The sequence below is a fragment of the Nocardioides acrostichi genome, assembly GCF_015319165.1.
Classification (GTDB): Bacteria; Actinomycetota; Actinomycetes; order Propionibacteriales; family Nocardioidaceae; genus Nocardioides; species Nocardioides acrostichi.
The window spans coordinates 164977-186482 of sequence record NZ_JADIVZ010000002.1 but is presented as its reverse complement, the minus strand read 5'-3'; the positions used below and the strand labels follow the sequence as shown (position 1 = coordinate 186482).

Sequence of the window (21506 nt, the reverse complement as noted above, 5' to 3'; positions counted from 1 at the left end):
GCACCACGTCAGTGGCTTTCCCCGGAGTCTCCGCGCCCGTCCAGGTCCGCGTAACCGCGACGGGTGCCACCGACGGGTGAGCCCTCAAGGGCGTGGCGGCGTGACTCGCGGCCGCCTACCGTCGTCACCATGGCTGTGACCGGAACCCTGACCATCGACGCACCTCCCGACAAGGTGTTCGCGATCCTCGCCGACCCCAGGCAGCACTCCCGCATCGACGGGTCGGGCACCGTGCTCGACTCGGTGACGGGGCCGAAGCGACTGACGCTGGGCTCGGAGTTCTCGATGAGCATGAAGCAGGGCGTGCCGTACACGATCAAGAACAAGGTCGTGGAGTTCGACGAGGGCCGCACCATCGCGTGGCGGCACATCGGACTGCACCGGTGGCGTTACCAGCTCGCTCCGACCGACTCCGGCGCCTGCGTGGTCACCGAGACCTGGGACATCTCCCCCTATCCCGGTCCGATGCGCGTCGTCATGGCGAAGCTGTTCGCCAAGAAGACCCAGGCCGGAATCGACGCCACGCTGCCGAAGCTCAAGGCCGCAGCCGAGTCGGACGCCGTCTCATGAGCATCCGCAAGGGCACCGAGGTTCGTTGGAGCTGGGGCAACGGGTCGGCCACGGGCACGGTCACCGAGGTGCACCACGACAAGGTCGAGCGCACCACGAAGGGCGAGAAGATCACCCGCGACGGCACGAAGGACGACCCCGCCTATGTGATCGAGCAGGACGACGGCACCGTCGTGTTGAAGCTCAAGAGCGAGGTCGAGCGGGCGTGAGCGACGCCCGCGGCCGGCGGCCCGCTTCGTGAGCCGGGCGCGGCTTCGGCCCGTACGGAGGGTGGCGGCCCGCATCGCTGCCACCCTCCGTGGGTCAGACCGGTGCTCGGTGTCGCCTCACCGGGCCGCACTCACCCCGGTCAGCCGACCGCGCGGAGCCAGCTGACTCAGCTCGGCGTCGACCAACGGCGTGAACGCACCGTCGCAGAGCAGATGCATCGAACCGTCGTCGATGCGGAACCAGAGCCCCACGAAGGTCAGGTCGCCCGCCCGCTCGCCGGCCATGGCGCGCAGCCGATCCAGCGCGACCGCCACGTTGACCTGCGAGAGCTGGTCCGCCTCCGACTCCCCGGCCGCCGCGGCGGCTCGGCCGATGGGATGACCGGAGCGCCAGGCGTCGACGGCCTCGTCGGCGTGTGCCATCCACTCGCCGATCGGACCATGCAACCGGTCACCGAGGGCCGCCGCCATCGCACCGCAGCCGGAGTGACCGAGCACCGCGACCAGGGGCACGTCGAGGTGGTCGACGGCGAAGTCGAACGGCGCGCTGACCGAGCAGTCGGCACCGGCCGGGTCCGGCACCAGGTTGCCCATGGTGCGCACGGTGAAGAGGTCACCGGGGCCACTGGCGGTCACGAGGTTCAGCACCACCCGGGAGTCGACGCAGGAGAGCACCAGAGCGTCGGGGGACTGGCCGTCGCGCAGCTCGTCGTAGACCTGCTCCAGCACGTCGGGGCCACGACGGTGGTACTCGCGGATGCCACCGGCCAGCCGCTCGGTGGGGGTGCGCGCCGAGCCGTCGACAGGCTGCCAGTGGTCCCAGGGCAGCATCGTGCGCAGCGTGACCGGGTCGGGCTTGCCCGACCGAACCTCGCTCGCGCTCGCCATGGTGCCCGAGGCCTGCACCTCGACCACCCCACCGGCGGCGTGGTAGCGCTGCATCCAGCCGTCCAGGGTCTCCTGGGTGGCCGGGTCGAGGTAGTCGACCAGCAGGTCGATCTCGACGTGCTGACCCGGGGGCACCTGGTCGAGGGCACGCACCAGTCGCGGCGTGGAGAGGAAGCTGACGGTGCCGCGTACCGAGACCACCCAGACGTCACGGCCGTCGGCGTCGACCCCGGAGCGCCGGGCCGAGATGCCGACTCGAAGGATCCGGAACAGCAGCACGAGCACGGCCCCGGTCAGGCCGATGAGCACGCCCTCGACCAGGTTCAGGGCGAGGACGCCGGCGATGGTGGCGCCGTAGATCCATCCCTCGCCTCGCTGTTGGGCGGTGGCGATGTCACGAGGCTTGACCAGGCCGACGCCCATGACGATGAGCAGGCCGGCCAGGGCGGCGAGCGGGATCTGCTCGACCAGCGCGACGAGCAGCAGCGAGAACACGACGACCCAGGCGCCGTGCAGGATCGCCGACATCTGCGTTCGGCCACCACTGGCGACGTTCGTGGCACTGCGCACGATGACGCCGGTGACCGGCAGCCCGCCGAGAAGACCGGAGAGCGAGTTGGCGGCGCCCTGGCCCAGCAGCTCCCGGTCCAGGTTCGACGGGCGCGGGGTCGGGGCGTCGGCGCGCTGGGCAGCGAGCTTGTCGACGGCCACCGCCGAGAGCAGGCTCTCGACGCTGGCGATGAGGGCGACGGTGATCACGGCGCCGGCGATGCCGAGCCACTGGCCGTCGGGCATCGGCGGCAGGCCGATCTGGGAGAGCACCGAGCCACCGAGGTCGACCCGCTGGGCCTGCGGCAGCACGAGGGCGGCCACCACGGTGACGCCGGCGATGGCCACGAGCGCCGCGGGGACGGCACGCACGCGCGAAGGCAGCCGCGGCCAGGCGACCATGACCGCCACCACCGAGGCCGCGGCGACGAGCGCCTGCAGGTCCAGCGACGCCAGCGAGGTGGCGTACTGCGTGAGGTTGCCCCACGCCGAGGACTGCGACTGTCCGCCCATCGCCACGTTCAGCTGGCCGAGCACGATCGTGATGCCGATGCCGGCCAGCATGCCGTGCACGACGGTGGGCGAGATCGCGAGCGCCAGGCGACCCACGCGGGTCGCGCCGAGCAGGATCTGCAGGATCCCGGCGCCGGCGGTGATCAGGCAGGTGACCTCCCACCCGTAGGAGGCGACCGTCTCGGCGACGATCACGGTGAGCCCGGCCGCAGGTCCGCTGACCTGGAGCACCGAGCCGCCGACCAGGCCGGCCACGATGCCGCCGACGGCTGCCGCGATGAGCCCGGCGGCCACCGGTGCGCCCGAGGCCACGGCGATGCCGAGCGAGAGAGGGATCGCGACCAGAAAGACGACCAGCGAGGCCGGCACGTCGAACCGGGCGTCCTCGCGCAACCACCTCCCGATCGGTGGTGGGCGCAGAGGGAGGGAGGGCAGGGGGGAGGTACTCATGTCGGGGCTCCTCGAGATAGCGACGACGATGGGGCAGACGAGGCCGCCGTGCCTGGCGGCGCTCGTGGCGTCGAAGATGACAGAGAGAACGCCTGTACACCCCACCCACGGCCGGTGAGCATGGCCACCTCTGCTGGGGGAACTCCGCCGTGCCCCCGGTCGTTGGTCGAGTGGTTGGGGCTCGGTCCGCGTTGCGCCTTCTGCCACCCGCACGCGCCGCTACCTCATGGCGTCCGGCCTCAGAGGTAGTCGCTGCCCATCTGCGCGGCGGCACCCCAGACGACCGGACCCCACGGCACGAGGGCCGCGGCGACCACGACGACGGTCGCACGAGCCACCGCGTCAGAGGCGCTCGCGCCCGTGGGCGGTGTGCCAGACCTCGGCGTCCGGGCCCTTCGGCACGACGCCGGTGGGGTTGATGTCGGTGTGCACCACGTAGTAGTGCGCCTTGATCTGGTCGAAGTCGATCGTGTCGCCGAAGCCGGGGGTCGAGAAGAGATCGCGCGCGTAGCCCCAGAGGTTCGGCATCTCGGTGAGCTTGTTGCGGTTGCACTTGAAGTGGCCGTGGTAGACGGCGTCGAAGCGGGCCAGCGTGGTGAACAGCCGGACGTCGGCCTCGGTGATCGTCGGCCCCATCAGGTAGCGGCGGTCGGCCAGGCGCTCCTCGAGCCAGTCGAGGGCGTCGAAGAGGCGGTCGTAGGCGGCCTCGTAGGTGTCCTGGCTACCGGCGAAGCCGCAGCGGTACACGCCGTTGTTCACCTCCGTGAACACCCGCTGCATGACCTGCTCCATCTCCTCGCGGAGGTCGTCGGGCCAGAGGTTCGGCGCGTCGGGCTTGTGGTGGTCGCGCCACTCGAAGAAGAAGTCGTGGGTGATCCACGGGAAGTCGTTGGTGACCAGCTCGCCGGTCGGCACGTCGACGATCGCGGGCACGGTGATGCCGCGCGGGTAGTCGGGGAAGCGCCGGTCGTAGGCGTCACGCAGGAAATGGATGCCGAGCACCGGGTCGACGTCGCCCTCGTCGAGGGTGAAGGTCCACGACCGCTGGTCGTGCGTGGGGCCGGGCATCCCGAGCGAGATCGCGCCCTGGAGCCCGAGCAGCTCGCGCACGATGATCGCCCGGTTCGCCCAGGGGCATGCCTTGGCCGCGACCAGCCGGTACCGGTCGCGCTCGACCGGCCACAGCTCCCCGTCGACCGGACCGTGCTCGGGCCGCTCACCGCCGCGGGTGATGCGGTCGGGCACGTAGTTCATGTCGCGGTCGAACTCCTTGCCCTGCTCGACGTAGGTGGGCGTGTGCTCGTCGCTCATGAACTCAGGGTAGGTGAACACTCAATCACCCCATCGGGCACGACCTACCGTGGCGACGTGCGACGGATGGCGGCCCTGCTGGTGTGCTGCCTGCTCGCGACCGCAGGGCTCGCCGGGTGTGCACCCGGCGACACGGTCTCCCCGACCCGATCGCGGGCGATCGCACCGGGGGCGACGCTGTCGCCTTCCGTCTCGACTTCACCCTCACCCACCCCCTTGCCCTCGGCCTCATCCGATCCGGGCTCGGTGCCGCCGCCCTGGCTCGGCACCCGCCCCCTACCCACCGACGCGGCAGGGTTCGGCGAGGTACGCCCCACCCCACCACGGCTGCGGCACCGGGCGTTCACGCTGCCCGACTCGGTGGCCGAGCTGCCCGGGCACGGATTCACCTCGCGCATCCTCAGCCCCGCGCCGGCGTCGGTGATCGCGCGCTCCACGTGGCAGCCGGGGTGCCCGGTGGCGGCGTCCGACCTGGCGTGGATCCGGCTCGCGTTCTGGGGCTTCGACCACATCCGGCACACCGGCGAGCTCCTCGTGAACGCCGCCGCCGCGAACGACGTCGTGCAGGTGTTCACAGAGCTCTACCGGGCACGATTCCCGATCGAGCAGATGACCATCACCACCCGGCCCGAACTCGACGCCGAACCCACGGGCGACGGCAACGACACCGAGTCGTTCGTGTGCCGGCCCGTGCGCGGTTCGACGGTGCTCTCCCAGCACGCCTACGGCCTCGCGGTCGACCTCGACCCGTTCCAGAATCCCTACGCCAAGGACGTCGACGGCGTACGCCGCGTGCTGCCCGAGCTCGCGTCGTCGTACCTCGACCGAGGCGATCTGCGGCCGGGCATGATCACGCCGAGCGGACCCGTCTTCGCCGCCTTCGCCCGCATCGGTTGGGGTTGGGGCGGGGCGTGGAACTCACTCAGGGACTACCAACACTTCAGCGCGAACGGCCGGTGAGGGTTCCGCTGACACCAGCTGGAACTCACGCCCCCGAGACGAGTGGTCCTCAGCGCACCAGCGAGGCGACGAACTCGAGCTTGTCGACGACCGGGTCGGGGATGACGAAGGGGTAGAGATCCTCCTTGCCCATCGACCGGTTGATCATGTTCAACGCGACCGACAGCGGCACCCACACGCCGGTCACGACATCGCCGAAGTTCGAGAACGCCGCGACCGGAGCGACCGCGGTGAGGCCGTACTCGCCGGCCGTCTCGATGGTGTCGCAGATGTGCAGGAAGTGCGCGAAGGTCTCGGCGAAGTCCTCGAAGGGGTGCATGGTGGCGTAGGTCGAGATGAAGCGCTCCGCCCAGTCGGCCGGGGGCCCCTCGTTGTAGTGCCGCTGGATCTGCTCTTGGTAGTCGACCGACTCGTCGCCGAACAGCTCGCGGGCACGTTGCATGCGTTCCGCACCGCGCACGAGCTGCCACTCGTAGTAGTGGCCGATCTCGTGGCGGAAGTGCCCCAGCATGGTGCGGTAGGGCTCAGCCATCTGGGCGCGCACCTTCTCGCGATAGGCGTCGTCGCTCTCGGCGAGGTCGATCGTGATGAGGCCGTCCTCGTGGCCGATCACGACGTTCTCCTCGACCGAGCTCAGCAGGTCGAAGGCGAGACCCTCCTCGGGGTCACCGCCGGTGGCGGCGTCCTTGCCGACCACCGGGAAGCCCAGGGTGTCGAGCTCGTAGACGAGGTGACGCTTGGCCTCCTCGGCGAGCCGGAACTGCGCCAGACCCTCCTCGTCGTCATCGGCCGGTCGCGTGCGGGTGAGGTCGCAGCAGGAGCACTGCCCGCCCTCGAGTGCAGCCAGCCAGGTGCAGCCGGAGAGGTTGAGGTTGCGGCAGACGTGCCAGATCGCACCGCTGGCATCGGTGTAGGTGCCGGCTTCGGTGACCGGCACCAGGCTGCGCTCCTGGCGCGAGTAGGCCACCCCCGTGCCGCACGCGACGCACACGGAGTTGCGGAAGAAGATCTGGTTGTCGCACACACGGCAGCGGAAGGACTTCACGTCGAGAACTTTCCCATGCCCGCGGGGTCTTGCCCGACCACCCGGCCGGGTTCACCCGCGCGGGCGCAGTGGCCCTCACCGGCCACCGGGGCCACGTCGACCTGCACGTCGAGAGTGGACTTCTCGGCGTCGGTGAAGATGACGCCCTTGACCGGCGGCACGTCGCCGTAGTCGCGGCCCCAGGCGACGGTGACGTACCGCTCCCCCACCCACTGGTCGTTGGTGGGGTCCAACGCCAGCCACTCACCCGGGCCGGTGGGCGTCGGCAGCCACACGGCGAGCCACGCGTGCGAGGCGTCGGCTCCGAAGATCCGCTCCTTGCCGGGGGGCGGGTCGGTGGCCAGGTAGCCCGACACGTAGCGGGCGGCCACGCCGTGCGCGCGCAGCCCGGCGAGCATCAGGTGGGCGAAGTCCTGACAGACCCCGGCGCGCTTCTCGAGCACGTCACCGATGGTCGAGGTGACGGTGGTGGCCTCGGGGTCGTAGTGGAAGTCCGCGTAGACCCGGTGCATCAGGTCGGTCGCGGCCTCCGCCAGCGCGCGCCCGGGCCGCAGCGAGGAGGCCGCGTACTCCCGCGCCCCGGCCGAGTGCTGCACGAGTTCGGACTCCACGGCGAACTCGGCCGCGCTCCACGCCCCGGGGATGGTCGGGTCGAGCAACGGACGCGCCCGCTCCCACGGGGTGGCCAGTGCCTCCTGGCCGTGCAGCTCGGCCACCACCTCGACGTCGGAGGTCGCCTCCACGACCAGCTGTCGGTGCGGCTGACTGACCTGGAAGTACGTCGACTGGTTGCCGTAGCAGTCGATGCCGGTGGCGAGGTCGCCCGGGGTGGGCGTGATCGTGACCGCGCACGCGTCGACGTGCTGGAACGGCAGCGGGCGCGGCCGCACGTAGGCCTGGCCGTAGGAGTTGCCGACGTCGGCGTCGTAGGAGTACGTCGTGCGGTGCAGCACCCGGTACCTCACGACGCCTCACCCCTGGCGTCGCCGAGCTCGCTGAGATCACCCGGCGCAGGCTCCGCAGGGAGCGCATCGACGAGTGCGACCTGGCCGAACGTCCGCGGCGGCGGCCCGGTGCGCACGTGCAGCTCCTCGATCGCCTCTCCGATGCGCAGCAGCTGCGGGGCGATGGAGTCCAGCAGCCGGACCAGGTGCGGGCGGCCCTCCCCGCCGACGGCGACCAGCGTGGCGATGTCGAGCTCGTCGAGGTCGCTGAGCAGGTTCTCGACCAGCCGCTCCGGGCGCGTCGACCCGGTGGACGCCGGCAGCGCGCGCAGGTGCGCACCCAGCTCGGTGAGGGCGAAGCGCAACGAGCGCGGGTTGTCGACGTCGAGCAGCAGCAGGTCGAGCACGCCGCCGGCGCGGATCCAGCCACGGTAGCGGCGCCGGTGGGTGACGCCGGACTCCGCCGCCGCCAGCACCCCCTCGAGCACCTTGCGGTCGACGTCGAGGCCGCGGCGCACGGTGCTGGCGTGCAGCAACCGCACGAGTTGCTGGCAGCGCTCGAGCATGCGCCCCGCACCGAGCATGTGCCAACCGGGGTCGCGGACCATGCCGGCGGTCACCCCGTGCAGGGCGAGGATGCCGGTGAGGATGCGGCCCGCCGAGTCGGCGGTCTGATGGCTGTACGGCGTGGCCAGCAGCGCCTGGTTGGCCCGCTCGATGACACCGAACGTGCGCCAGGTGTCGGCCGAGAGCTGGTCGCGCACCCCGGTGAGTGCGTCGCGCAGGCGGGCCACCGAGTCGGCCACGCCGCCGGTGCGGTCGTCGTCGAGCAGCAGCGAGCGGAACTCCGCCTCGAGGTCGTCGTGACGCCGGCCGGCCAGATGCGCCAGCACCCCCAGCAGCACGTCGAGGCTGGCGGCGCCCACGGAGCCAGGGCGCGTGCGGTAGTCCTCGGCGACGGCGTGGGTGACCAGCAGCAGTCGGAGCAGATCCTCGGTACGCTCGGCGTAGCGGCCGACCCAGAAGAAGTCCTCGAGGACGCGCGGCACGATCACCGGCGTCGAGCGGGCCGCCGTCATCGAGAGCACGTCGGCGAGGCCCTGGTCGGGGTCGGCGGGATCCTCCTTGAGCACCCAGACGTCCTTGCTGCTCACCGTCGACAGACCGGTGCCGCGCTCGTCGTAGACGTTCGCGAGCCCGCCGATCAGCGGCCGGTAGGCGCCGCCGTAGCGCAGGCTGAAGGTGCGCAGCGTGACCGGTGCCGCCGATGCCCGGTGCCCGATCCAGCTGGGCGCCTGGCTGAAGGGCAGCCGGCGCTGCCCGACGTAGCGGTGCGGCTCGTCGGTGATGCGCGCGAGCAGCTCCGCGAAGGAGCATCCGGCCAGCTCGGTGGTGCTGCCGTCGATGGCACGGACGACGGTCGGGGCACCAGGCCGCTCGAGGTCGTCGAGAACCCGCCGCAGGCCGTCGGGGTCACCGCACCACCACGTGTCGACCGACTCCAGCAGCAGCGGCTCACCCAGCAGGTGCTCGCAGGCGGCCGGCAGGTAGGGCAGCAGGCCGGGGTTGTCGAGCACACCCGAGCCGAGCCCGTTGACCATCCGCACCCGGCCGCGGCGCACCGCCTCGACCAGACCCGGGACGCCGAGCTGGGAGTCGCCGCGCAGGGCCAGCGGGTCGGTCCACGCAGCGTCGACGCGGCGCAGGATCACGTCGACCCGCTCGAGCCGGCCGTACCCGGGCTGGCGCAGGTAGACCCAGCCGTCGCGCACCACGAGGTCGTTGCCTTCGACCAGCGGGAAGCCGAGGGTGGAGGCGATGAACGCCTGGTCGTACGCGGTCTCGGAGTGCGGCCCGGGCGTCAGCACGACCACGCGCGGGTCGGCGAGGTCGCCGTTGGCCGACTGGAGCAGCGCCGAGCGCAGCGCCCAGAAGTACGGCTCCATACGGTGCAGCCCGGCCTCACGGTAGAGCTCGGGCAGCACGCGAGACACCACACGCCGGTTCTCCATCGCATACCCGAGCCCGGACGGCGCCTGGGCGCGGTCGCCGATCACGCGCCACTCGCCCGCACCGTCGCGGGCGAGGTCCGTGGCCGTGAACACCAGGGGTCGGGGGTCGACCTCGGGCGGGCGCACCACCTGACGCGTGTAGCCGGCATGGGCGGTGACCACCGGCGCCGGCACGATGCCCTCGGCCAGCAGCGACTGTGCGCCGTAGAGGTCGACGAGCACCGCGTTGAGCAGCTCGGCTCGCTGGGCCAGGCCCGTCTGGAGACCGCTCCACGTGCCGGGGTCGAGCACCAGCGGCACCGGGTCGAGCTTCCACGGCTGGCGCCGGGCGCCCGGGCGCGCATAGCTGACGCCGTCGTCGGCGAGGAACCGGGTGACGTCGTCGTCGAGGCGCACCAGGTCGCGCTCGGTGAGCTGGCCGGCCAGGTGCGCCAGCGGTCGCCACGGCGCGCGCAGGCTGCCGTCCGGAGCGACGACCTCGTCGTAACGGGCCACGAGGGAGTCACCCAGATGCGACTGGGTCGAGGCGGTGACGTAATCGCGCAGGACGGTCATGGCCGACCCGCGCATCGGCCCACGTGCACGGTGCTCATGTGCGCAGCGATCCGCCGGCTCGGCGCAGGTCGAGGGTGTGCGGCGTCTCGGGGGCGGCGGCTCGGCGCGCAGCCTCGCGCATCGCCCCGACGTCGAGCGTGCCGGGCGTGTGGCCACGCGGCTCGAAGCGCACCGCGCGGCGCGCCTCCGCCTCGTTCGCGTTGACCGGCGGGGTGTCGTAGTTGCGACCGCCCGGGTGCACCACGTGATAGGTCGCGCCGCCCAGGCTCACCTCGGCCACGGTGTCGACCACGTCGACGTGCAGCGGCGCGTGCACCCCGATGGAGGGGTGCAGGGACGACCACGGCTGCCAGGCGCGGTACCGCACGCCGGCGTACATCTCGTCGGGTCGACCGGTGGGTGTCAGGGGCACCGGCACAGCGTTGCACGTGACCAGGTGCCGGCGAGGGTCGAGATTGCGAACCGTGACCTGGAGCCGCTCGACGGAGGAGTCGACGTAGCGGGCGGTACCACCGCTGCTGGACTCCTCGCCGAGCACCATCCACGGCTCGATGGCGGTGCGCAGCTCGAGCTCGACGTCCGGATTGCCGGGCGTGGTGGGAATCTCGGTGTACCCGATGCGGGGGAACCGGAACTCGGTGAACGGCGCGAGCCAGTCCTCCTCGAAGGCGATGCCCGCCGCCCGCAGGTCGGCCGCCACGGCGGCGACGTCGTTGATGCAGCCCTGAGGCAGCAGGAACTCCTCGTGCAAGCGCGAGCCCCAGCGCATCAGCGGCTCGTCGTAGGGGCGATCCCAGAACATCGCGACCAGGCTGCGCACGAGCAGTGCCTGCACCAAGGCCATCTGGGGGTGCGGTGGCATCTCGAAGCCGCGCAGCTCGAGCAGGCCGAGGCGCCCGCGTGAGGAGTCGGGGCTGTACATCTTGTCGATGCAGAACTCCGCGCGGTGAGTGTTGCCGGTGAGGTCGGTCAGCAGGTGGCGCAGGGCGCGGTCGACCAGCCAGGGGCGCGGCTCGAGGTCGTGCTCGGCGAGATGCTCGGCGATACGGCGCACCTCGCCGAGCGCGATCTCCATCTCGTAGACGGCGTCGGGGCGGCCCTCGTCGAAGCGCGGCGCCTGGCTGGTCGGGCCGATGAACCGGCCCGAGAACAGGTAGCTCAGGCTCGGGTGCCGCTGCCAGTAGGTGAGGAGGCTGGCCAGCAGGTCCGGACGACGCAGCATGGGCGAGTCGGCCGGCTGGTGGCCTCCCAGCGTGAGGTGGTTGCCGCCCCCGGTGCCGGTGTGCAGGCCGTCGAGGTCGAACTTCTCCGTCGTCAGCCGCGCCCTGCGGGCCTCGTCGTAGAGGGTGGTGGTGAGGTCGCGCTGCGCCGCCCAGGAGCGGGTCGGCTGCACGTTGACCTCGATGACGCCGGGGTCGGGCGTGACGCTGAGCGTGGTGATGCGGGGGTCGGGCGGGGCGCTGTAGCCCTCGATCACCACGGGCGTGGCGAGATCGGCGGCCGCGTGCTCGATGACGTGCAGCAGGTCCGTGTAGTCCTCGAGTCGCTCGGTGGGCGGCAGGAACACGTGCACGTGCCCGTCGCGGGTCTCGAAGGCCAGCGCGGTGGTGGCCGCGCCCTCGGGGTCGACCACCTCGACGGATGGGATGCCGGGCTCCAGTGCCGGTCCCGCCTCGAGGTAGGAGGGCCGCTCGGGCTCCTCGGGGTCACGCCACGAGATGGCGTCCAGCGGCAGCCGCAGACCCACCGCGCTGGTGCCCGGGGTCAGCACGAGGCGACCGCGGCGGAACCGCCAGGCGGGACTGACCCACTCCTCCCCCGGGACGATGGGCAGCACCCAGCCGACGGCGTCGCCGTGCTCCTCGAGCAGGTCGTGCCAGGCCTGCTGGTCGGCGGGTTCGCCGGGCCGCTCCCCCGCGGGGCGGCGGACGTCGGCGGTCACCGCGGCGAAGGGATCCTCGTAGGCACCCAGCAACTGCTCCGCGGGCAGCCCCAGCGCCGCGGTGACCCGGGCCGCCAGCGCGTGCGCGGCGTCGTCCTCTGCTCCACCGGCCAGCCACGGCTCGGCCAGCAGCGCCGGGTCGCGCCACAGCGGCTCACCGTCGGTACGCCACTGGAGCGCGATGCTCCAGCGCGGCAGCGGCTCGCCGGGGTACCACTTGCCCTGACCGCGGTGCACCACGCCGCCCCGGGCGTAGGTCTCGGCGAGTCGGTCGGCGAGCACGCGGGCGAGCTCGCGCTTCTCCTCGCCGTCCGCCTCGGTGTTCCACTGCGGGGTCGTGGAGTCGTCGAGGCTGACGAACGTGGGCTCCCCACCCATCGTGAGCCGGACGTCGCCCTCGACCAGGCGCTCGTCGACGGCCTCGCCGAGCGCGTCGATGCGCTGCCACTGGGCGTCGGTGTAGGGCTTGGTGACGCGGGGATCCTCGTGCACCCGCCGCACCTCGTTGAGGAAGCTGAACTCGACCTCGGTCTTGCCGGTGCGGCCCTCGATGGGGGCGGCCGAGGAGGGGTGCGGCGTCGCGGAGAGCGGGATGTGGCCCTCGCCGGCGAACAGCGCCGAGGTGGGGTCCATGCCGACCCAACCGGCACCGGGGATGAACACCTCCGTCCAGGCGTGCAGGTCGGTGAAGTCGGACTCGGGACCGCTCGGACCGTCGAGGCTCTCCTGATCGGCGGTCAGCTGCACCAGATAGCCGGACACGAACCGCGCGGCCAGGCCGTACTGACGCAGCAGGCTCACCAGCAGCCACGCGGAGTCGCGGCACGACCCGATCCCCAGGCGCAGGGTCTCGTCGGGGCTCTGCACCCCGGGCTCCATGCGCACGCTGTAGGCGACGTCACCGTTGACCGCCGCGTTGAGTTGACTGAGAAACAGAACGGTCGCCAGGCCGTCGTCCGGCAGCTCGGGCAGCTTCTTCTTCCACTGCGCGAGGTCGTCGGAGTCCTCGACCGGGCGCAGGTAGGGCGCGAGATCGGCGGCGAGATCGGGCTCGTAGGCGAACGGGAACCGCTCGGCGTGCTCCTCGATGAAGAAGTCGAACGGGTTGATCGTCATCATGTCGGCCACGAGTCCGACGGTGAACTGCAGCCGCGTGACCGGCTCGGGGAACACGAACCGCGCCAACCAGTTGCCGAACGGATCCTGCTGCCAGTTGACGAAGTGGTCGGCCGGCTCGACGTCGAGGGAGTAGGCGTCGATCGGCGTACGGCAGTGTGGCGCCGGCCGCAGCCGCACCACGTGCGGGTACACCTGCACGGGGGTCGGGAAGTCGTAGGTGGTGCGGTGAGTCAGCGCGACCTTGATCGACATGGCCCCAGCCTGCCCTGCGCCGTGTTTCGATCGCGACACCCCCTCCGCATTGGGGGCGGGTGGCGGCGATCCGGCGGGAGATTTATCGGCTCGCCGACAAATCTGCGGGTTCCCCGATGAAGCAACGTCGGGGCACCCGAGGGTTCATCGGCGAGCCGATAAATCGGTCCAGAATCGATTGCAAACATTCCTTTGCAAAGATACCTTCGCAATCATGCCGCGCGACTTCATCAACCCCACCGCGACCCAGCTCAAGGCGCTGAGCCACCCCGTGCGACTGCGCATGCTGAGCACGCTGCGCCGCGAGGGGTCGGCCACGGCCACCACGCTGGCGCAGGCGCTCGGCCTCAATACCGGAGCGACCTCCTATCATCTGCGCCAGCTCGCCACGCACGGCTGGATCGAGGACGACGAAGGGCGGGGTAACGGCCGCGAGCGCTGGTGGCGGGCCACGGCGGCATCCACGCGCACCGACCTGCACGAACCCGACTCCGACGCCCGCGACGTCAACGACGCCTATCTGCAGAGCGTCGTCACGGTCTACAGCGAGCAGATGCAGCACAGCATCGAGGAGCGCGCCCTGCTGCCCGACCGGTGGCGCCGCGCCACGACGTACTCCGACTGGGGTCCGCGGCTGAACCCCGATCAGGCCCGCGCACTGCTCGACCACATCGACGAGTGGCTCACGAACCTGCCGGAGGCCGACGCCGACGACCCCGAGGCCGCGACCTTCGTGGTCAACGTCAACGCCTTCCCACAGCCGGGCACGGTCACCGAGGATCCGTCGTGAGCGCCGCCCTGACGCCCGCGACACCGACGCGGACGACGACCCGACGGCGCCCGCTCGTCGCGTTCCTGGTGGCCGAGGGCGTGTCGTTGGCGGGCACCCGGCTCTCGATGATCGCGATCCCGCTGCTCGTGCTCGCCACCACCGGCAGCGCGGCCCGCACGGGCATGGTCGCGGCCGCCGAGCTGGTGCCGCTCGTGCTGTTCAAGATCGTGGCGGGCCCGGCGATCGACTCCCTCGGCCCGCGCCGCGTGGCCCTCACGTGCGACACGCTGTCGGTCGTCGCCGTGGCTGCGGTACCGCTGCTGCACACCGCCGGTCTGCTGTCGTTCGGTGCCCTGCTCGCGCTGGTAGCGCTCGCGGGTGCTCTGCGGGGGCCGGGCGACGCCGCCAAGCACGCGATGATCCCGTCGGTCGTCGCGGCGGCGCGGGTGCCGATGGAGCAGGTCACCGGCCTCTACTCGGCGGTCGAGCGGACGGCGAGCATGCTCGGCGCGGCCCTTGCCGGTGTCCTCGTGCTGGCCCTGGGGCCGGCCGACGCCCTGCTCGTCGACGCCGCCAGCTTCGGCATCGGCGTGCTCGTGCTCGGCCTGGGCACCCGCCGGCTGGCTCGCGTGGGCGACGCCGGTGAAGAGCCGGCCGACGCCCTCGGCTACCGCGTGCGGCTGCGCGAGGGATGGCGGTTCCTACGCACCGACCGGCTGCTCATGGGCATCGCCGTGATGGTGGCCCTCACCAACATGCTCGACCTCGCGTGGTCTGCGGTGCTGATGCCGGTGTGGGCGGTCGATTCAGGACACGGCGCCGGAGCGCTGGGCCTGCTGTTCGCCGTCTGGGGCGGCTGCTCTGCCCTCGGCTCGCTGGTCGCCGCCAAGTGGGGCGACCGGCTCCCGCGGTTCCGGGTCTATCTGGTGGCATTCCTGGTGACCGGACTCCCCCGCTACGCGGTGCTCGCGCTCGGCGCCCCGTGGGTCGTCGTGCTCGGCGCGTTCGTGGTGGGCGGGGCGGCGTCCGGCTTCTTGAACCCGATCCTCGGTGCGGTCGAGCTCGAGCGGATCCCACCTGCGCTGGTCGGCCGCGTCACCGCCCTGGTCTCGGCGATGGCGTGGGGGCTGATGCCGCTGGGCTCGCTGCTCGGCGGAGTCGCCACGCAGGCATGGGGGTTCGCCGCCACCACCCTGGCGACCGGCCTGGTGTACTTCGTCGTCACCACCGCGCCCGCCCTCGACCCGGCCTTCCGGCAGATGGACGGCGCGCGAGGAGCGTGATGGAACTGCCCGGGTGCGGGTGATGCGTCAGCCGCACACCGGGAGTCTCAGCCGACGCCAGCCGAAACTCCCGCGGACTGCTCCCCTCACACGAACCGAGCGGCCACCTGCACGAGCCGGTCGTTGGCCTCGGTCTCGCCGACGGTGACCCGGCAGCCCTCGCCGGCGAAGGGGCGCACCACGATGCCGGCGTCGTCACAGGCGGCGGCGAACTCGGCGGTGCGCTCACCGAGCGCGAACCAGAAGAAGTTGCCCTGCGCCTCGGGCACCTGCCACCCCACCTCGCGCAGGGCGGCACCGACCCGGTCGCGCTCGGCGACCAGGTCGTCGACTCGCTCGAGCAGCGCCGCCTCGGCGTCCAAGGAGGCGATGGCGGCGACCTGCGCGACCGCGTTGACGCCGAACGGCAGCGACACGGCGCGCAACGCACCCGCGATCGGTGCGGGCGCGACGGCGTACCCGACCCGGAACCCCGCCAGCCCGTAGGCCTTGGAGAACGTGCGGAAGAGGCAGACGTTCTCGTGGCCGCGGTAGGTGGCGATGCCGTCGACGGCGTCGGGCATGCGGACGAACTCCAGGTAGGCCTCGTCGACCACGACCAGCACGTGCGAGGGCACCTTCCCCAAGAACGCGTCGAGCTCGGTTTGGGTGACCGAGGGCCCGGTGGGGTTGTTCGGCGTGCAGACCATGACGACCTTGGTCCGGTCGGTGATCGCGGCGGCCATGGCGTCGAGGTCGTGGTGTCCGTCGGGCAGCAGCGGCACCTGCACGGAAACCGCACCGGCGCTCGTGACGGCGATCGGGTAGGCCTCGAAGGAGCGCCACGCGTAGACGACCTCGTCGCCGGGGTCGCAGAACGCGGTGAGCACCTGGTAGATCAGCGCGACCGAACCCGTGCCGGCGGCGACGTGCTCGACCGGCACGCCCAAGCGCCGCGCCAGCCCGGCGTAGAGCGCCGTGTTGCCCATGTCGGGGTATCGGTTCATAGCGCCCACCGCCGCCTGCGCCGCCTCGACCACGCCCGGCAGCGGCGGGTAGGGGTTCTCGTTGCTCGAGAGCTTGTAGGTCACCAGGTCGTCGCGCTGCGCCGGAGGCTTGCCGGGCACGTACGCCGGGATGTCGAGCACGTGGGAGCGGGGCTGCGGAGAGGCCATGCCGGCCACCCTAGGCCTCGGTCACCACCGAGGAATCCTGGCGGCCCCCCACCATGGACGCCGAATCGTTCGCGGGGGTGCCCGCCGCAATCGGTTCGGCGCTCCCGGTCGCCGGAGGCGACCGGCAGGTGGGGAGCCGATGTCACGGTAAAGGCGCCGGCGTGATGGGCGCCTCATCCGGGAGGGGGAGCGGCCAGCGCACCGGATCCCTGCCCAGCCGTGTGACGTCTCGCCACCGCCGCGCCGCATGCTCAGGGATGGGTGCGCGACCTCCGGCCATGCCGCCACGGCCGGACGACGGGGAGCAGCGCCAGCCCGACGATGCCACCGATCAGCGCGCCGGTGGTGTTGTCGACCATGTCGGTGACGTCGCACGCCCGATCGAGTCGGGCGAGTTCGAGTTGCGTGAGCTCGATGCCCACCGAGTACGCCGCCAGCAGCACCAGGCCGATCGGCACGGTGACCCACGCCGTCCGCCACCGGGCGAGCGTCAGCACGAGCAGGGCTCCGGACGGCACGAAGATCACCGTGTTGAGCATCCGCTGACCACCCGAGAAGATCCAGAACCCATCGGGGGCGGGGCCGCCGTAGTCGAAGGAGCACCCGGGCAGCCGGTCCTCGGCGAAGACGACCTGCACCGGGCCGTTGGCCGGCAGCAACGTGAGCAGGCCGATGCACACCACAGACCACACCAGCAGCGCGACCGTCACAGCCCAGGTGGTGCCGAAGCGTCGTCGCAAGGTCAGGGCGAGCAGTGCCGCCAGCACACCGGACAGCACCGCACCCACGAGCATGGCGCCGACACCACCGACCGGGAACACGCGCTCGAGGCTACGGGGCGGGCCGCTGCGGCGGGATCGCCGTCGCCGGCACCGCACTGGCGCGCTCCCAACCGCCTGCCATGATCGGGGGCGTGCGATTCGTGACCTGGCTGTTCACCAACGCCGTGTCCCTGGCGGCCGCGGCGTGGCTGATCGACGGCATCCGGTTCCCGCCGGCGCGCGGGGACATCTCCGACAAGATCCTGCCGCTGGTGCTGGTGGCGCTCATCCTGGGCGTGGTCACGTCGTTCGTGAAGCCGGTGCTGAAGTTCCTCTCCTTCCCGCTGATCATCGTGACCCTGGGCCTCTTCCTGCTCGTCATCAACGCCGCGATGCTCGAGCTCACCAGCTGGATCGCCGACCAGGCCGGGATCGACTTCCACGTCGACAGCTTCGGGGCCGCGGTGCTGGGTGCCATCGTCATCACGCTCGTCACCTGGGTCGTCGACGCCGCCGTCGGCGCCGACGACTGACCCGGCAGCCACGAGACGCCATGACCCACGACCGCTCCGTGCCGTCCCCGCGCACCCCCGGCCACTACCGCCTCGGGCTCGTCTGCCTGGGCAACATCTGTCGCTCCCCCATGGCCGAGGTCGTCCTGCGCGCCCGGGTCGACGACGCCGGCCTGGCCGGGTGTGTGGACGTCGACTCCTGCGGCACCGGAGGCTGGCACGTGGGGCGGCCGATGGACGAGCGGGCGGCGTCGGTGCTCCTCGCCGGCCACTACGACCCGTCCGACCACCGAGCCCAGCAGTACGACGACACCTGGCCCGCGGCCCACGACCTGCTGCTCGCCATGGACGCCGACAACCTGGCCGAGCTGGGTGGGCGCAGCGAGCGCGTGCATCTCTTCCGCGATCACGACCCGATCGGCACCGGGGACGACGTTCCCGACCCCTATTACGGTGGGGAGCGAGGATTCGAGGAGGTGCTGGCCATGGTCGAGCGCACGTGTGCCACCCTCGTCGCGGCTCTGCAGCGGGAGCCGGATCTCGGAGCGCGCCCGTGACCCGCAACGTTCAGCTCGCCGAGCGCGCCGAGGAGCTGCTGGGCCTGGCCGTGCGGGCGACCGCCCCGGTCGCCGGTGGCGACGTCGCGCGTGCCACGAAGCTGCGCCTCTCCGACGGAACCAGCGCGCTGATGAAGGCGGTGTCGCAGGCGCCGGCCGACTTCTTCGCCGTCGAAGTGGCCGGGCTGCGATGGTTGGGCGAGGCGACGGACGGCGTGAGCGTGCCCGAGGTGCTCGCCGCCGACCGCGACTGCGTGATCCTCCGGTGGATCGAGCCGGGTCGCACCCATGCCGACGCCGCCAGCCGCTTCGGCACGGCCCTGGCGCACACGCACGACGCCGGCGCCCCGAGGTTCGGTGCCCACCTCACGGGCCCGGACGGCTACCGAGACGGCTACATCGCCACGTTGCCGCTGCCCAACCGCCCGGCCGACTCCTGGCCCGAGTTCTACGCCGTGCGGCGGGTGCTGCCCTACCTCAAGCTGGCGCGCGATCGCGGCGCGATCGAAGCCGACGACGCCGCCGCGATCGAGGCGCTGGTGGGCCGGTTCGCGACCCTGCTGCCCGAGGAGCCCCCCTCCCGCCTGCACGGTGACCTCTGGAGCGGCAACGTGCTGTGGGGTGCCGACGGCGAGCCCTGGCTCGTCGACCCGGCCGCCCACGGCGGGCACCGCGAGCTCGACCTCGCGATGCTCGCGCTGTTCGGGCTCCCGAACCTCGCCGAGGTGCTCGACGCCTACCAGCAGGTGCACCCGCTGACCGACGGCTGGGAGGAGCGCCTGCCGCTGCACCAGCTGTTCCCCCTGCTCGTGCACGCCTGCCTCTTCGGGGGCGGCTACGGCGCCCGTGCTGCCGACACGGCGCGCCGGGTCGGCTGACCCGGGCTGAGGTTCCGGGCAGGTTTTCGACTCACCTCTCAGCGCCGGCTCAGCGGTCTTTGGCAGAGTAGGGGTGTGAGCACTGCCCCCAAGCCGCACATCCTGGTGGTCGACGACGACCGCGCCGTGCGCGACTCCCTGCGCCGCAGCCTCGAGTTCAACGGGTACGAGGTATCCCTGGCCGGCGATGGGGCCGAGGCCCTGGCCAGCATCGGCTCCGCCCGTCCCGACGCCGTGGTGATGGATCTCATGATGCCGCGGCTCGACGGTCTGGAGACCACGAAGGCGCTCCGCTCGGCCGGCAACGACGTGCCGATCATCGTCTTGACGGCGCGCGACGCCGTGGGTGACCGGGTCGAGGGTCTCGACGCGGGGGCCGACGACTACCTCACCAAGCCGTTCGCGCTCGCGGAGCTGCTGGCCCGGTTGCGCGCCCTGCTGCGCCGCGCGGTGCCCTCGGACGACTCCGAGGAGGTGCTGACCTTCTCCGACCTCTCGATGAACCTGGCCACTCGCGAGGTTCATCGCGGCGAGCGGGTGATCGAGCTGACCCGCACGGAGTTCACGCTCCTGGAGATGTTCCTGCGTCGTCCGCGCCGGGTTCTCGAGCGTTCCTTCATCCTCGAGGAGGTCTGGGGCTACGACTTCCCGACCACCGCGAACTCCCTCGAGGTCTACGTGGGCTACCTGCGTCGCAAGACCGAAGCCGAGGACGAAGCGCGCCTGCTGCACACGGTGCGGGGCGTCGGCTACGTGCTCAAGGAGTCCTGATCCGGCCATGAGCGCCGCGACGGTCGCGTGCGAGCCCCGTCCGTGAGCGCCCCGCACGCCCCTCGCTGGCACTACCGGCGCTCGCTCGCGAGCCGGGTCGTGGTGCTGACGACCCTCGCCGTGGGTATCGCGGTCACGTTCGTGTCGCTCGGCGCCTACGTGACCGCCCGCATGCAGCTCCGGGACAGCCTCGACTCCTCCCTGCTCAGCCGCGCCAAGCAGGCCACCGAGGCCACCACGCTCCAGCGCTCGGTCATCAACGACGTACCGCCCTTCGCGCTGGGCGCGGGCGACATCCGCATCGCGTTCATCGATGTGGGAGCCGTGCCCCCGGTCATCTCGGCCGACCCGGAGGGGCCGGTCATCAACCTCGGCGACGGGCGCCCCGAGCTCGGGGTGGCGCTGCGGCAGAACCCGTACTCCATCCGCACCGTCAGCACCGTCGAGGGCAACTACCGGGTGGTGGCGGTGCCGGGGGCGCAGCCGGGTCAGGCGCTGGTGCTGGCCCAGTCGCTGGGCCCGCAGGAGCAGGTTCTGGAACGGTTGGGCGTGGTGACCCTCATCTTCGGCATCGCCGGCGTGATCGCGGCCGCCATCGCCGGGTGGGCGGTGGCCCGCAACGGTCTGCGCCCGGTGCGCAAGCTGACCCGCTCGGTCGAGACGATCGCGCGCACCGAGGATCTCACCCCGATCACCATCGAGGGCGACGACGAGATCGCCCGTCTGGCCACCGCGTTCAACCAGATGCTCGCTTCGCTGGATCTCTCCCGCGAGCGACAGCGTCGCCTCGTGGCCGACGCCGGCCACGAGCTGCGCACCCCGCTCACCTCGCTGCGCACGAACCTCGAGCTGCTCGCGCAGGTCGACCAGGCCGGCGCCGGCGGCATGACGCTCGACCCGGCCGCTCGCCGCGACCTGCTCGACGACGTGCGCGCGCAGATCGAGGAGCTCAGCACGTTGGTGGGCGACCTCGTCGAACTGGCCCGCGACGAGCCCGCGTCGTCGTCCGTGCAGAGCGTCGAGCTCGAGGAGATCGTCGGGCAGGCGCTCAGCCGGGTCCGGCGCCGCGCGGCTACCGTCACCTTCGAGGCAGAGACCGAGCCGTGGACGGTCGAGGGCGACGTCGCGATGCTGGAGCGTGCGGTCACCAACCTGCTCGACAACGCCGCCAAGTGGAGCCCACCGGGGGGCACCGTGTCGGTCAGCCTGCGCGAGGGCACCCTCGTGGTCGTCGACGACGGGCCCGGCATCGCCGAGGTCGACCTGCCGCACGTGTTCGAGCGCTTCTACCGCTCCGAGGACAGCCGCTCCATGCCCGGCTCCGGCCTGGGTCTCTCGATCGTCGCGCAGGCCGCGGCCCGGCACTCCGGGGAGGTGCGCGCCGATCGCGCGCCAGGTCGGGGCGCGCGACTCGTGCTGAGCCTGCCCGGTGCCTCCGCCACCGCGACCCCCACACCCGCCGCGGCCGGGCGGTAGCCGCCGCCCGCGCCGTTCGCCGC

Annotated in this window: 18 protein-coding genes; 10 read left to right on the top strand and 8 right to left on the bottom strand. The window is 71.9% G+C overall.

Annotation, left to right across the window (positions count from 1 at the left end; translation table 11 throughout):
- The first annotated feature begins 129 nt into the window (after positions 1–129).
- Complete coding sequence (locus ISG29_RS05775; RefSeq protein WP_194502444.1) at positions 130–570, top strand: SRPBCC family protein; 441 nt, start codon at positions 130–132, stop codon at positions 568–570.
- On the top strand, positions 567–779 hold the full coding sequence (locus ISG29_RS05770) for a hypervirulence associated TUDOR domain-containing protein (protein ID WP_194502443.1): 213 nt from the start codon (positions 567–569) through the stop codon (positions 777–779). The genes ISG29_RS05775 and ISG29_RS05770 overlap by 4 nt, the downstream gene beginning before the upstream one ends.
- 117 nt (positions 780–896) lie before the next feature.
- On the opposite strand, the gene ISG29_RS05765 is transcribed toward ISG29_RS05770, so the two are convergent.
- Both ISG29_RS05765 and ISG29_RS05760 read right to left on the bottom strand, forming a co-directional pair.
- Entirely contained in the window at positions 897–3179 is a 2283-nt protein-coding gene (locus ISG29_RS05765) for a solute carrier family 23 protein (protein ID WP_194502442.1), read from the bottom strand.
- A gap of 342 nt (positions 3180–3521) precedes the next feature.
- Positions 3522–4490: a glutathione S-transferase C-terminal domain-containing protein gene (locus tag ISG29_RS05760; protein ID WP_194502441.1), complete on the bottom strand. Its 969-nt coding sequence runs from the start codon at positions 4488–4490 to the stop codon at positions 3522–3524.
- Between the two features lie 66 nt (positions 4491–4556).
- Here ISG29_RS05760 and ISG29_RS05755 point away from each other — a divergent pair, with 66 nt between their 5' ends.
- Positions 4557–5450, top strand: a complete 894-nt coding sequence (locus ISG29_RS05755) for a M15 family metallopeptidase (protein ID WP_194502811.1) — start codon at positions 4557–4559, stop codon at positions 5448–5450.
- A 49-nt stretch (positions 5451–5499) separates the two neighbouring features.
- Here ISG29_RS05755 and ISG29_RS05750 read toward each other — a convergent pair whose 3' ends face one another.
- From ISG29_RS05750 to ISG29_RS05735, 4 genes are read right to left on the bottom strand one after another with little or no spacing between them, the layout of a single operon-like run.
- Entirely contained in the window at positions 5500–6495 is a 996-nt protein-coding gene (locus tag ISG29_RS05750) for a zinc-binding metallopeptidase family protein (RefSeq protein WP_194502440.1), read from the bottom strand.
- Positions 6492–7460 carry a transglutaminase family protein gene (locus tag ISG29_RS05745; RefSeq protein ID WP_194502439.1) on the bottom strand — a complete coding sequence of 323 codons (969 nt, stop codon included), beginning with the start codon at positions 7458–7460 and terminating at the stop codon, positions 6492–6494. Before ISG29_RS05745 ends, ISG29_RS05750 begins: the two co-directional genes overlap by 4 nt.
- On the bottom strand, positions 7457–10006 hold the full coding sequence (locus ISG29_RS05740) for a circularly permuted type 2 ATP-grasp protein (RefSeq protein WP_194502438.1): 2550 nt from the start codon (positions 10004–10006) through the stop codon (positions 7457–7459). Before ISG29_RS05740 ends, ISG29_RS05745 begins: the two co-directional genes overlap by 4 nt.
- 34 nt (positions 10007–10040) lie before the next feature.
- Positions 10041–13319, bottom strand: coding sequence for a transglutaminase family protein (locus ISG29_RS05735; protein ID WP_194502437.1), 3279 nt, complete (start codon positions 13317–13319; stop codon positions 10041–10043).
- Between the two features lie 214 nt (positions 13320–13533).
- Here ISG29_RS05735 and ISG29_RS05730 point away from each other — a divergent pair, with 214 nt between their 5' ends.
- Both ISG29_RS05730 and ISG29_RS05725 read left to right on the top strand, forming a co-directional pair.
- Complete coding sequence (locus tag ISG29_RS05730; protein WP_194502436.1) at positions 13534–14109, top strand: ArsR/SmtB family transcription factor; 576 nt, start codon at positions 13534–13536, stop codon at positions 14107–14109.
- A complete protein-coding gene (locus ISG29_RS05725; RefSeq protein WP_207792808.1) occupies positions 14106–15374 on the top strand; it encodes an MFS transporter in 1269 nt (422 codons plus the stop codon). Before ISG29_RS05730 ends, ISG29_RS05725 begins: the two co-directional genes overlap by 4 nt.
- An 86-nt stretch (positions 15375–15460) precedes the next feature.
- Here the strand turns inward: ISG29_RS05725 and hisC are convergent, their stop codons facing one another.
- Positions 15461–16528 carry a histidinol-phosphate transaminase gene (hisC, locus tag ISG29_RS05720; RefSeq protein WP_194502435.1) on the bottom strand — a complete coding sequence of 356 codons (1068 nt, stop codon included), beginning with the start codon at positions 16526–16528 and terminating at the stop codon, positions 15461–15463.
- A 251-nt stretch (positions 16529–16779) separates the two neighbouring features.
- Positions 16780–17349: a VanZ family protein gene (locus ISG29_RS21530; protein ID WP_194502434.1), complete on the bottom strand. Its 570-nt coding sequence runs from the start codon at positions 17347–17349 to the stop codon at positions 16780–16782.
- A gap of 92 nt (positions 17350–17441) precedes the next feature.
- Here ISG29_RS21530 and ISG29_RS05710 point away from each other — a divergent pair, with 92 nt between their 5' ends.
- From ISG29_RS05710 to ISG29_RS05690, 5 genes are all read left to right on the top strand, one after another.
- Positions 17442–17822, top strand: a complete 381-nt coding sequence (locus ISG29_RS05710; protein ID WP_328828118.1) for a phage holin family protein — start codon at positions 17442–17444, stop codon at positions 17820–17822.
- 20 nt (positions 17823–17842) lie between these two features.
- Positions 17843–18358 carry a low molecular weight protein-tyrosine-phosphatase gene (locus ISG29_RS05705; protein ID WP_194502432.1) on the top strand — a complete coding sequence of 172 codons (516 nt, stop codon included), beginning with the start codon at positions 17843–17845 and terminating at the stop codon, positions 18356–18358.
- The gene (locus ISG29_RS05700; protein ID WP_194502431.1) at positions 18355–19236 is read left to right on the top strand and encodes a fructosamine kinase family protein; all 882 of its coding nucleotides are present in this window, start codon (positions 18355–18357) and stop codon (positions 19234–19236) included. The genes ISG29_RS05705 and ISG29_RS05700 overlap by 4 nt, the downstream gene beginning before the upstream one ends.
- A gap of 75 nt (positions 19237–19311) precedes the next feature.
- Positions 19312–20007, top strand: a complete 696-nt coding sequence (locus tag ISG29_RS05695; protein ID WP_328828116.1) for a response regulator transcription factor — start codon at positions 19312–19314, stop codon at positions 20005–20007.
- A 42-nt stretch (positions 20008–20049) separates the two neighbouring features.
- Positions 20050–21483, top strand: coding sequence for a HAMP domain-containing sensor histidine kinase (locus ISG29_RS05690; RefSeq protein ID WP_194502430.1), 1434 nt, complete (start codon positions 20050–20052; stop codon positions 21481–21483).
- Positions 21484–21506 lie beyond the last annotated feature (23 nt).